The sequence below is a fragment of the Variovorax sp. PAMC26660 genome, assembly GCF_014302995.1.
In the GTDB taxonomy this organism is placed as follows: Bacteria; Pseudomonadota; Gammaproteobacteria; order Burkholderiales; family Burkholderiaceae_C; genus Variovorax.
The window spans coordinates 7246060-7257465 of sequence record NZ_CP060295.1 but is presented as its reverse complement, the minus strand read 5'-3'; the positions used below and the strand labels follow the sequence as shown (position 1 = coordinate 7257465).

Genomic DNA, 11406 nt, shown 5'->3' with positions numbered 1-11406 from the left:
GTAAAGACCACTGAGCGGCCCTGAATCCGGGTGATTTCAAAAAAAACCGGTGCACTGCCTCTTTCGCAGGCACCGCGTTGCAGGCCACGCCAGGCAACGATTCTGCGCAATGCACACACGGTTTTCCACAGCATTGTCCCCATCGGGCAGGGAAAACGCGTCACTGCCATGTGTTAAGGAAAAAGGTAGCGTTCATCGTGAAAAGGTAGGGCGCCCGCCGACAGACTTTCTGCGGCCTGCGGGAGCAACATGGCCCTACCGCACTGTTGCGGGAAGGAGCGTGAAATGACGTTCGACTTCTTGTTTCGCCCGGGCCATGCCGCGTACCTCCGGCGCGCGTCGGCGTTGCTGGAGGAGGCACAGATGGCGCGCATCGAGCACCAGGCCGCGGCCGAGCACCACAGTGCCCTGGCCCGGATGTATGCCGAACGCGTGCGGCGTCTGGAAAACGAGCTCTATCGCCAGCCGCGCAGCACGGAACACGGCCCAGCAGACGGCGTCACGGACGAGCGGCCGCAGCTTTATTCGCTGGACGGGAGCCGCAAGCCGGGCCTGACGTCGGCGCCGTAACCCGGCGCTGTCGCCTGTCGAGTCGGGCCTATAGCCAGGCCATTCCGTCGATCAGCCCCAGTACCTCGGCTTGGTGCTCGATGAAGAAATCGACGTGATTGGCGGGCTGGAAGATCTTCTGCCGGCTGCCGGCCGGCAGCGCCGCGAGCAGGCGGGCGGCGTCGTTGGTACGCGCGTTCTGGAACAGTTCGATCATGTCGCTCGCGTCTTTTTCCGTTTTGGCGTCGACCTGAGCCGGCAGCCACGGAAACATGTGCTGTCTGTCTCCGGGCAGCGTCACCAGCACCAGGGCGGGTGTGTGCACGGCCCTGTAGTCCGGTGAGAACAATCGGGCCGTCTTGTACATCGTCATCCCTACCTCGTTGGGGGTGTTGATCTGTACGCTTCCGTCGGCCTTCACGTCCAGCTTGTCGAGCAGGTCGGCCTCCATCGGCGGTGACCAGTTCTGGTTGATGCGCTTGTTGAATGCGATGGCCGCGGCCACGCAGGCGTTGTCCGCCGCTGTGGGTGACGGTTCCTGCAACGCGGGATTGCCTTCTTCACCGCCGTCAGGGGCGGCGGTGGTGTAGTCGAAATTGGTGTCCAGGTAGACGAGGCCGCGCACGCGCTCCGGATGGCGGCCGGCAAAGCGCGTCACCTGGTTGCCCGCGATCGAATGGCCGCCAAGCACGATGCGGCCGACGTCGAGGGCCTGGAGCACTTCGTGCACGTCGTTGACCAGCGTTTCGGTGTCGTAGAGATGGGTCGCGTCGGGAAGCGGCTTGTCGGACTGACCGAATCCCCGGCAGCTGATGGCGATTGCGCGCCCGCGCTGGGCCAACGCGGGCGCAAGGCTGTTGAAGAGCGCCGCCGTGGCGCCAAAGCCGGGCAGCAGCACGAAGGTGGTGCCACCCAGGCGGTCCGACTGCCAGTCGCGCACATGCAGCGAGACGTCGGGCGCCACCCGCACGCGGCGATCCGTGACCCTGGCCGTGGTGAGCCCCGGTGGCTGGAAGGGGCCCGGTCCGCCGCCGTTCCCTCCGCCCCCGCAACTGGCAAGAAGAAGGGCGGTTGGCAAGGCGGTGGCGGCGCGCAGCAGATGCCTGCGGTGTTCGGTGTGGACTCTGGGTGAAAACAAGAGGGACTCCGTCAGAAGAAAAAGTGGGCTCCGCACCGCTGTCGGGTGGGTGTTCTGACGGTATGCGCTGGGTTCGCAAACGGCCTGAAGGCGAACTGAAGGTGAGCTGAAGCGAACCTTTGTCCAGACCGCGATCGAGGATGGCGCGCACAAAAAAATACCCGCCGAAGCGGGTTCGAGGAGCCCTGGTGGGCGCTCTAAGGACGAAACAGAGAGCTCTTCTTCTATGCGGCCCTGTTGCGTGACAGCACAGCGATGGTCGCTGGCCGGCCGGCTTGCCGCTGTCAGTCATAAATAGACAGCCGCCGTAGGACACTTCTAAAAACGTGAACAATTTGGCAGTTTGCGTGGTGCCGAAGTGCGTTTTCCCGGGCCTGTCCGCCGGAAGTGTCGGTGCTGTCCGACACGACACTCCCGCCCGAGGCTCTAAATTTTGCGGACTCGCTTCAACGTGCGGGTTCTCTGTGTGTGACAGCACTCAAGAGGTTCAACCCAGCCTTGCGCTGGGTTTTTTTTGCCCGATTTGGGCCTGCTCACCTTAGTAAAGCTCGAAGCGAAACACCGTGGTCTGGGGATGGCTGAGCAGCGGGACCGACACTTCGCTCGCATGCGCCCAGGCTTCCCGCCAGGCGCGTGCATGGGCGATCTGCGCCTGCGCCATCGTCCGGGTGCCGGACTCCAGCTGGCTCGACCAGGCCAGGTAGCACTTCACCACCCGTTCGGGCCTTCCGATCCGTTGCTCGAGCAGGCGGATGAAGGTGAAGCGCACCTCCATCAGGTCTCGTATGGAGAGACCCGTGCCTTCAAGGTGCACCGTGTAGAGCTGCTCGCGACTGGCTTTGTGATCGAACATCGAACCCGCATGCAAAAGGCTGCGATCAACGCGCCCGGCGCGAGGCGCCGCTCGTTCGATGGCCTTGAGCCTTGTCACTGGAAAAGTGGGAGCGCAAATACTATCGAGGTACTTGTTGCGCGAACCGGGACCGCGGTTTCGGTTTACTGCTTTGGCTTGCCCGCCTTGCGGACTCGGCGTAGGGGCCCTGCGGTTTCGGCGGTGGGGCTCAGCGCAGGAACACGTGCTGCATGAACTGCTTGATCGGGTACTGGATCACCGTCTGCACCCGGGCCGGCAATTCCAGCGGCCGCATCAGCATCTTCAGCGTCGTTCCGGGGCTGAGGTTGGTGCGGATGGTGCTGTTCATGCGCGCGCTGAGCTGCTGCACGTAGGCGGTGTCGTCCACGCGTGCGGGGGCGCGCGCCTTCACCACATGGCGGATCGCGCAGTCGGCGTCTTCGCTCTTGAGCTCCAGCGTGCGCCGGCCGATGGTGCCCATGACGCGGAAGCGGCTCAGTTTTTCCTGCTCGCGATAGCGGCGGAAGAAGCGGTAGAAGTGCTTGTAGTGATTGACCTCGTCGTTCGCGATGCGGGTCGCAAGGTCGCGCAGCACCGGTTCGGTGGTGCTGCGGGCCATCGCGCGGTAGTAGGTGGCGGTGCCGGTCTCGACCACGCAGCGCGCGGTCATTTCGAGGGCGCGGGTCGGCGCCAGCAGCTCGACCTTGCAGTAGGTCGCGTATTCCTCCAGGAAGCCGCTGTAGGCCGTGTCCCACTCGAACTCCGGCCACACGTGGCGCACATAGGCGCGCAAAGCCTTGCCGTGCTGCAGTTCCTCGGGTTCCCAGTAGTTCGAGAGCCAGTCGGTGACCTCGTCGTCGCCGCGGAAGAAATCCACCAGGTTGTGCGTGTACAGGTCCGATCCGCTTTCGATGAACGAGGCGGAAGTCACCAGGTAGAAAAGATTCTCGTCCGGGCGCACCTCGTCGAGCGCAATGCGCGAGAAGTCGAGATCTTCGATCTTCCAGTGTTCGGCCTCTTGACCTGCCATTCGGGCTCCTTGATTCATGTCGTGCATATGAATAGGACGAAGCCGACCGTCTTTGGTTCGGCGGTGTCGCTTCAGGGCGCATATTAGCCGCGGCGCCCCGATCATGCAGTTTGCCCTTGTCCGGGCCGAGGCCCATAGCCAAACCTATAATCGTTTGTTCAAGCAAATCAAGCAGTTAGGCCGGTTCGCCGCAGTGGGTTCGACGAGAGGGTCGCCATCGCAGGGCCGCCCTCGACAGAAGACGAATCCAAAGATGAGCCAGCCCACATTCACGGTCGCGGACATCCGCAAGACCTTTCTCGATTTCTTCGCCTCCAAGGGCCACACGGTGGTGCCCTCCAGTTCGCTGGTGCCGGGCAACGATCCGACCCTCATGTTCACCAACTCGGGCATGGTCCAGTTCAAGGACGTGTTCCTCGGTGAAGACAAGCGCCCGTATGTGCGCGCAGCCTCGGTCCAGGCCTGCCTGCGTGCCGGCGGCAAGCACAACGACCTGGAGAACGTGGGCTACACCGCGCGTCACCACACCTTCTTCGAGATGCTGGGCAACTGGAGCTTCGGCGACTACTTCAAGCGCGAATCGCTTACCTGGGCCTTCGAGCTGCTGACCAAGGTCTACAAGCTGCCGGCCGAAAAACTCTGGGCCACCGTCTACATCGAGGATGACGAGGCCTACGACATCTGGACCAAGGAAATCGGCCTGCCGCCCGAGCGCGTTGTGCGCATCGGCGACAACAAGGGCGGCCGCTACATGTCCGACAACTTCTGGATGATGGCCGACACCGGCCCGTGCGGCCCGTGCTCCGAAATCTTCTTCGACCACGGTCCCGAAATCCCTGGCGGCCCGCCCGGCAGCCCGGACGAAGACGGCGACCGCTATATCGAGATCTGGAACAACGTGTTCATGCAGTTCGACATGCAGCCCGACGGCTCGGTCAAGAAGCTGCCCGCACCCTGCGTCGACACCGGCATGGGCCTGGAGCGCCTGGCCGCGATCCTGCAGCACGTGCACAGCAACTACGAAATCGACATCTTCGACGCGCTCATCAAGGCCGCGGCCCGCGAGACCGGCGAGAAGGACCTGTCGAACAACTCGCTGCGCGTGATTGCCGACCACATCCGCGCCACCTCGTTCCTGGTGGCCGATGGCGTGATCCCGTCGAACGAAGGCCGTGGCTACGTGCAGCGCCGCATCATTCGTCGCGCCATCCGTCATGGCTACAAGCTGGGCCAGAAGAAGCCGTTCTTCCACAAGCTGGTGCCCGACCTCGTGAAGCTGATGGGCGATGCGTACCCCAAGCTCGTGGCCGATGAAAAGCGCATCACCGACACGCTGAAGGCCGAGGAAGAACGCTTCTTCGAGACGCTGGCCAACGGCATGGAAATTCTCGACGCGGCGCTGGCCGGCGATGCCAAGACGCTGCCGGGCGAAGTGGCCTTCAAGCTGCACGACACCTACGGCTTTCCGCTCGACCTGTCGGCCGACGTCTGCCGCGAACGCGGCGTGAGCGTCGACGAAGCCGGCTTCAACGTCGCCATGGAAAAGCAGAAGGCCGCCGGCCGTGCGGGCGGCAAGTTCAAGATGGACCGCAACGTCGAATACACCGGCGCGGGCAACACCTTCACCGGCTACGACCACCTGGAAGAAAACGCCAAGGTCGCCGCGCTGTACTTCGAAGGCACGGCCGTGCAGGAACTCAAGGAAGGCCAGAGCGGCATCGTGGTGCTCGACACCACGCCGTTCTATGCCGAGAGCGGCGGCCAGGTCGGAGACCAGGGCGTGCTGATCGCCGAAGGCGTGCAGTTCGGCGTCGAAGACACGCTGAAGATCAAGGCCGACGTGTTCGGCCACCACGGCACGCAGACCCAAGGCACGCTGAAGGTGGGCGATGCGGTCAAGGCCGCGGTCGACATCGCGCGCCGCAACGCCACCATGCGCAACCACTCGGTCACCCACCTGATGCACAAGGCCCTGCGCGAAGTGCTCGGCGACCACGTGCAGCAAAAGGGCTCGCTGGTCGATGCCGAAAAGACCCGCTTCGACTTCGCGCACAACGCCGCTGTCACGCACGAGCAGATCGTCGAGATCGAAAAGCGCGTGAACGCCGAGGTCCTGGCCAACGTGGCCACGCAGGCCCGCGTGATGGACATGGAATCGGCCCAGAAGACCGGCGCCATGATGCTGTTCGGCGAGAAGTACGGCGAGACCGTGCGCGTGCTCGACATCGGCACCAGCCGCGAACTGTGTGGCGGCACGCACGTCGGCCGCACCGGCGACATCGGCCTCTTCAAGATCGTCAGCGAAGGCGGCGTGGCCGCCGGCGTGCGCCGCATCGAAGCCGTCACCGGCGCCAATGCGCTGTCGTACCTGCAAGACCTCGAAGCTACCGTGCACAGCGTGGCCGCCACGCTCAAGTCGCCGACCGCCGAGCTGCAGGGCCGGCTCACGCAGGTGCTGGAGCAGGTGAGGGCGCTGGAGCGCGAAGTGGGTGCGCTCAAGGGCAAGCTCGCGTCGTCCAAGGGCGACGAACTGCTGGCGCAGGCCGTCGACGTCAACGGCATCAAGGTGCTCGCGGCCAAGCTCGATGGCGCCGACGCCAAGACGCTGCGCGACACCATGGACAAGCTGAAAGACAAGCTCAAGACCGCCGTCATCGTGCTGGCTGCCGCCGATGGCGACAAGGTGCAGATCGCGGCCGGCGTCACCGCCGACAGCGTGGGCAAGGTCAAGGCCGGCGAGCTGGTCAACTTCGTGGCCCAGCAGGTCGGTGGCAAGGGCGGCGGCAAGGCCGACATGGCCATGGCCGGTGGCACCGATGCGGCAGGCCTTCCGGCCGCGCTGAAGTCGGTGCAGGCCTGGGTCGCCGAACGCGTCTGACCACCCGCCACTTACCTCTTCAACAAGCACTTCATGCCCGACGCGATCCCCGGTGAAGTGCTTGTGATGGGGGCTGGCACCATCGGCTGCTTCATCGGCGGCAGCCTTGCGGCGGCCGGTGTGCCCGTGACCTTTGTCGGCCGTCCGCGTGTGCTGGAAACGCTCGCACGCAATGGCCTGACGCTCAGCGACATCGACGGTGCCAGGCACAAGCTGCCCGCAGCCGGCTTGCGTCTGTTCGAGCAGGTGCCCGTCGGCGCACGGCCTGCGCTGGTGCTGCTTTGCGTGAAGAGTGGCGCCACGGCCGAAGCAGCGGCCGAGCTGGCTTTTGCGTTGCCTGCGGGCACCACGGTCGTCTCGCTGCAGAACGGCATTTCCAACTGCGCGGCCGCATCGCAAGCTGGCCCGTCGCTCAATGTGCTGCCCGGCATGGTGCCGTACAACGTGGCCGAGATCGGCGCTGGTGCCTTCCATCGCGGCACGCCCGGCCGGTTGGCCGCGGCCGATGACGCCGCACTGCGGCCCTGGCTGCCCGTGTTCGAGCGTGCCGGCGTGCCGCTCGATCTGCATGCCGACCTGCTGCCGGTGCAGTGGGGCAAGCTGCTGCTGAACCTCAACAACCCCGTCAATGCGCTCTCTGGCCTGCCGCTGCGCGAAGAGCTGATGCAGCGCGGCTACCGGCGCTGCTTCGCGGCGCTCATCGACGAGGCGCTGGGCGTGCTCCATGTGGCGGGCATCGCACCGGCACAGGTCGCGGCCGTTCCGGCGCATCGGCTGTCGGGCCTGCTGCGGTTGCCCGACTGGCTGTTTCGCATCGTCGCGGCACGCATGCTGCGCATCGATGCCAAGGCCCGCTCCAGCATGGCCGACGACCTGGCGCTGGGTCGTCGCACCGAGATCGATGCGCTCAGCGGCGAAGTGGTGCGGCTCGCGCAAGAGCACGGCCTGAGCGCGCCGCGCAACGCGCGCATGGTCGCCTTGCTCGATGCTTGGCCGCAACGGCCGCAGCGCTGGCCGGCACGGCAATTGCAAGATTCGCTGGGCCTGTAGCGCCCACCCTGTACCCTCGGGAGCGTCGCGGCTTTCAAAGGGTTGTTCTCATGCAGGTCCTGATTCTCGGCAGCGGTGTCATCGGCACCTCGGTGGCGTACTACCTGGCCCGTGCCGGGCACGAGGTGACGGTGCTGGAGCGCCAGCCGGCGCCCGCGCTCGAAACCAGCTTCGGCAACGCGGGCGAGGTTTCACCCGGCTACTCCGCGCCATGGGCCGGGCCCGGCGTGCCGGTCAAGGCCATCAAGTGGATGCTGATGCAGCACAGCCCGCTGGTCATCAAGCCCATGCTCGATCCGGCCATGTGGCGTTGGGGCCTGTCGATGCTGCGCAACTGCACGCAAGCGCGCTACGAGGTCAACAAGGGCCGCATGGTGCGCCTGGCTGAATACAGCCGCGATTGCATGAAGGCCCTGCGCGCCGACACCGGCATTCGATACGACGAGCGCATGCAGGGCACGTTGCAGCTGTTTCGCACGCAGCAGCAGCTCGACGGCACGGCCAAAGACGTCGAAGTGCTCAAGGCCTCCGGCGTGCCCTACCAGGTGCTCGACCGCGAAGGCTGCGTGCCCTACGAACCCGCGCTCGCGGCAGTGAAGGACAAGTTCGTCGGCGGCCTGCGCCTGCCGGGCGACGAGACCGGCGACTGCTTCAAGTTCACGCAGGCCTTGGCCAAGCTCGCGGAAGCCGAGGGCGTGCGCTTCAGGTTCGGCGTGAACATCCAGGCCATCGAGCACGATGCAGGCAAAGGCGTGACGGCCGTGCGCACCGATGCGGGCCACTTCACCGCCGACCGCTACGTGGTCGCGCTCGGCAGCTACTCGCCCGCCCTGGTGAAGCCATTGGGCATCGGCCTGCCGGTGTATCCGGTCAAGGGCTTCTCGATCACCGTGCCCATCACCGATGCGCGCGGCGCGCCCGAATCCACCGTGATGGACGAGACCTTCAAGGTCGCTGTCACGCGGCTCGGCGACCGCATTCGCGTGGGCGGCACTGCGCAGCTCTCGGGCTTCGACCTGAAGCTCGATGCAGGCCGTCGCGACACGCTCGAACACGTCGTGACCGATCTTTTTCCCAAGGGCGGCAACGTGCGCGATGCGTCCTTCTGGACCGGCCTGCGCCCCATGACGCCCGACGGCACGCCGGTGATCGGTGCCACGCGCATTCCCAACCTGATGCTGAGCACGGGGCACGGCACGCTCGGCTGGACGATGGCTGCGGGCACTGGCCGCGTGATGGCCGACCTGATCGCGGGCAAGGCGCCCGGGATCGACATGGAAGGCCTGACAGTGGCGCGCTACGGCGGCTGAGCTTCCCCTCCACAACAGCGCGTCTGCGAGCAGGGCGCCCCGAAAGGGGCGCCCTGTTTTCGTTGGGTTGCAACTCTCAGGGTTTTTACTTAGACATGAAGTTGTCTTCCTCGGTATTCTTCGTGGCGTTCCATTAATAAATCGTTGTTTCTTTAGTAAAACAAAATCGATCCCACGGACTCCGATGAAACACACCCGCCGCCATGCCATCGCCGCAGCCATTTCCATCGCTGCCGCTTGCGTCACCGGACTCGCCTGGGCCGACGCCTACCCGAGCAAGCCGATCACGCTGGTCGTCGCCTACCCGGCCGGTGGCGACACCGATGCGCTGGCGCGACTCTTTGCCGAGAAGCTGTCGACGCGCGTGGGCCAGCCCGTGGTGGTCGACAACCGGCCCGGTGCCAGCGGCATCATCGGCAGCGCCTACGTGTCGAAGGCGGCCCCCGATGGCTACACGCTGCTGCTCGCGCCCAGCACTTTCTCCATCGCGCAACTGGTGCTCAAGACCAACGGTGCCTCGGCCTACGACGTGCTCAACGGCTTCACGCCGATCGTGCAGACGGGCAGCCAGCCGCTGTTCCTGGTGGCCAGCGGCGGCAGCGGCTTCACCAGCCTGAAGGACGCTGTCGCCGCCGCCAAGGGCGCCGGCAAGTCGCTGTCCTATGCCAGCCCGGGCAGCGGTTCGCCGATGCACATCCTGGGCGAGATGTTCGCCCGCGCCTCGGGCACGAACCTCGCGCACGTGCCCTACAAGGGCGTCGCGCCCGCCGTCAACGATGTGCTCGGCGGCCATGTGCCGGTGACCTTCATCACCCTCGGCCCGGTGGCGCCGTACTTCGCCAACGGCAAGCTGTTGCCGCTGGCCGTGGCCTCGCGCGAACGCTCGCCGCTCGCGCCCAAGGTGCCGACGCTGGCGGAGCTGGGCTACAAAGACGTCGAGGTGACGGCCTGGAACGGCCTCTGGGGTCCGCGCCATCTGTCGCCGGAGATCGTGAAGACGCTCAACGGCCACTTCAACGACATCCTCAAGATGCCCGACATCGTCGCGCGCATGGCCGTGCTCGGCACCGCGCCGGTGGGCGGCGACGCCGACGTGCTTGGCAAGACCAACGCCGCCGACTTCACCCGCTTCGGCAAGGTCATCAAGGAACTCGGCATCCAGGCCGACTGAACATCCCATGTCCGAACTCAAAGCCATTCCCGATCCGTCGAGCCTGCAGGCGCTGCTGGCCGAACTGCCCGCCAACCTGCTGGCCGGCCGCCGCATCCTCGTGACCGGCGGTGCGCGCGGCCTGGGCCTTGCGTTCGCGCAGTGCATCGCCGCTGCGGGCGCCAGCGTGGTGCTGGCCGACATCCTCGGCGAGCTGGCCGAGACTGAGGCGAAGGCGCTGCGCGACGCCGGCCACAAGGCGCATGCGCTGACCGTCGATTTGTCGAACCCCGCATCCATCGACGCCTGCGCCGCCGAGGCGATCCGCCTGCTCGGCGGCCTCGACGGGCTGGTCAACAACGCCGCCATCACCAATTCGGGCGGCCGCGATGCGCACCAGCTCGACATCGAGATGTGGGACCGCGTGATGAGCGTCAACGTGCGCGGCACCTGGCTCATGGGCCGCGCCTGCCGGTCCGCGCTTGCGGCGAGTGGCCGCGGCGCCGTCGTCAACCTCGCTTCCGACACCGCGCTGTGGGGCGCGCCCAACCTGCTGGCCTATGCATCGAGCAAGGGCGCCGTCATCTCCGTGACACGCTCGCTGGCGCGCGAATGGGGTGGCGACAACATCACCGTCAACGCCGTGGCCCCGGGCCTCACGCTGGTCGAGGCCACCGAATACGTGCCGATGGCGCGCCGTCAGAAATACCTCGAAGGCCGCGCCATTCCGCGCGAGCAGCAGGCAGCCGATGTGTGCGGCGCCACGCTGTACCTGCTTTCCGGCCTCGCACGCTTCGTGACGGGCCAGTTGCTGGCCGTCAACGGCGGCTTTGCGATGCACTGACCCAAAGAGTGAACGACCGAATTTTTCCGACGAAGGAGTGACCCGATGAGCGATTTGTCCGAACAGCAGAAGATCAACGATGCCGCCGCCACCACCACGCTGGCGCAGCCCGAAGGCAGCAGCCTTGCCGAGTGGATGAACAGCCGCATCGCGCGCTACGAAACCCGCAAGTACGACTGGGACGCGCTGAAGTTCCAGGCCGACTTCGACCCCAAGTTCCGCCGCGCGCAGATGCGCTACGTGGGCACCGGCGGCACCGGCGTGGCGAAAGACGTCAACACCGTGGCGGCCGAGCACTTCACCTTCTCGACCATGGTGATCCCGGCCGGCCACGAAGGCCCGCCGCATCTGCACACCGATGTGGAAGAAGTGTTCTTCCTGATCCGCGGCAAGCTCAAGGTGGTGATCGAGAAAGACGGCGAGCGCTTCGAGACCATCATGACCGACCGCGACCTGATCTCGGTGCCGCCGGGCGTGTACCGCGAGGAGATCAACATCGGCGACGAAGACGCGCTGATGTGCGTGATGCTCGGCGCGAAGAAGCCGGCGACGCCGACCTATCCGGCCGATCACCCGCTCGCCAAGATCAAGCGCTGAGCCAGAC

The 11406-nt window shown here is 65.7% G+C and carries 10 protein-coding genes; 7 read left to right on the top strand and 3 right to left on the bottom strand.

The genetic code is table 11. From position 1 onward, the window contains the following. The first annotated feature begins 285 nt into the window (after window positions 1-285). Window positions 286-570: a hypothetical protein gene (locus H7F35_RS34045; protein ID WP_187110867.1), complete on the top strand. Its 285-nt coding sequence runs from the start codon at window positions 286-288 to the stop codon at window positions 568-570. Between the two features lie 28 nt (window positions 571-598). Here H7F35_RS34045 and H7F35_RS34040 read toward each other — a convergent pair whose 3' ends face one another. The 3 genes from H7F35_RS34040 to H7F35_RS34030 all read right to left on the bottom strand — a co-directional run bounded on the left by H7F35_RS34040 (window position 599) and on the right by H7F35_RS34030 (window position 3570). Further along, window positions 599-1687, bottom strand: a complete 1089-nt coding sequence (locus H7F35_RS34040; protein WP_187110866.1) for an alpha/beta fold hydrolase — start codon at window positions 1685-1687, stop codon at window positions 599-601. Window positions 1688-2225: 538 nt separating this feature from the next. Beyond that, window positions 2226-2540 carry a hypothetical protein gene (locus H7F35_RS34035; RefSeq protein WP_187110865.1) on the bottom strand — a complete coding sequence of 105 codons (315 nt, stop codon included), beginning with the start codon at window positions 2538-2540 and terminating at the stop codon, window positions 2226-2228. A gap of 208 nt (window positions 2541-2748) precedes the next feature. Beyond that, complete coding sequence (locus H7F35_RS34030; protein WP_187110864.1) at window positions 2749-3570, bottom strand: ferritin-like domain-containing protein; 822 nt, start codon at window positions 3568-3570, stop codon at window positions 2749-2751. 253 nt (window positions 3571-3823) lie between these two features. Here H7F35_RS34030 and alaS point away from each other — a divergent pair, with 253 nt between their 5' ends. The 6 genes from alaS to H7F35_RS34000 all read left to right on the top strand — a co-directional run bounded on the left by alaS (window position 3824) and on the right by H7F35_RS34000 (window position 11399). Then, window positions 3824-6448 (top strand): alanine--tRNA ligase, encoded by a 2625-nt coding sequence (gene alaS, locus H7F35_RS34025; RefSeq protein WP_187110863.1) that lies wholly within the window; start codon window positions 3824-3826, stop codon window positions 6446-6448. Between the two features lie 33 nt (window positions 6449-6481). After that, entirely contained in the window at window positions 6482-7498 is a 1017-nt protein-coding gene (locus H7F35_RS34020) for a 2-dehydropantoate 2-reductase (protein ID WP_187110862.1), read from the top strand. A 50-nt stretch (window positions 7499-7548) separates the two neighbouring features. Continuing rightward, entirely contained in the window at window positions 7549-8808 is a 1260-nt protein-coding gene (locus tag H7F35_RS34015; protein WP_187110861.1) for a D-amino acid dehydrogenase, read from the top strand. A 184-nt stretch (window positions 8809-8992) separates the two neighbouring features. Continuing rightward, complete coding sequence (locus H7F35_RS34010) at window positions 8993-9979, top strand: Bug family tripartite tricarboxylate transporter substrate binding protein (protein WP_187110860.1); 987 nt, start codon at window positions 8993-8995, stop codon at window positions 9977-9979. Window positions 9980-9986: 7 nt separating this feature from the next. Further along, entirely contained in the window at window positions 9987-10802 is an 816-nt protein-coding gene (locus H7F35_RS34005) for an SDR family oxidoreductase (RefSeq protein WP_187110859.1), read from the top strand. A 45-nt stretch (window positions 10803-10847) separates the two neighbouring features. Further along, complete coding sequence (locus H7F35_RS34000) at window positions 10848-11399, top strand: cupin domain-containing protein (RefSeq protein ID WP_187110858.1); 552 nt, start codon at window positions 10848-10850, stop codon at window positions 11397-11399. Window positions 11400-11406 lie beyond the last annotated feature (7 nt).

Excerpts from the sequence above, each read along its gene's own strand:
- H7F35_RS34045 (WP_187110867.1), top strand. The coding sequence starts at position 286 with ATGACGTTCGACTTCTTGTTTCGCCCGGGCCATGCCGCGTACCTCCGG.
- H7F35_RS34035 (WP_187110865.1), bottom strand. The coding sequence starts at position 2,540 with ATGTTCGATCACAAAGCCAGTCGCGAGCAGCTCTACACGGTGCACCTT.
- H7F35_RS34030 (WP_187110864.1), bottom strand. The coding sequence starts at position 3,570 with ATGGCAGGTCAAGAGGCCGAACACTGGAAGATCGAAGATCTCGACTTC.
- alaS (WP_187110863.1), top strand. The coding sequence starts at position 3,824 with ATGAGCCAGCCCACATTCACGGTCGCGGACATCCGCAAGACCTTTCTC.
- H7F35_RS34020 (WP_187110862.1), top strand. The coding sequence starts at position 6,482 with ATGCCCGACGCGATCCCCGGTGAAGTGCTTGTGATGGGGGCTGGCACC.
- H7F35_RS34015 (WP_187110861.1), top strand. The coding sequence starts at position 7,549 with ATGCAGGTCCTGATTCTCGGCAGCGGTGTCATCGGCACCTCGGTGGCG.
- H7F35_RS34010 (WP_187110860.1), top strand. The coding sequence starts at position 8,993 with ATGAAACACACCCGCCGCCATGCCATCGCCGCAGCCATTTCCATCGCT.
- H7F35_RS34005 (WP_187110859.1), top strand. The coding sequence starts at position 9,987 with ATGTCCGAACTCAAAGCCATTCCCGATCCGTCGAGCCTGCAGGCGCTG.
- H7F35_RS34000 (WP_187110858.1), top strand. The coding sequence starts at position 10,848 with ATGAGCGATTTGTCCGAACAGCAGAAGATCAACGATGCCGCCGCCACC.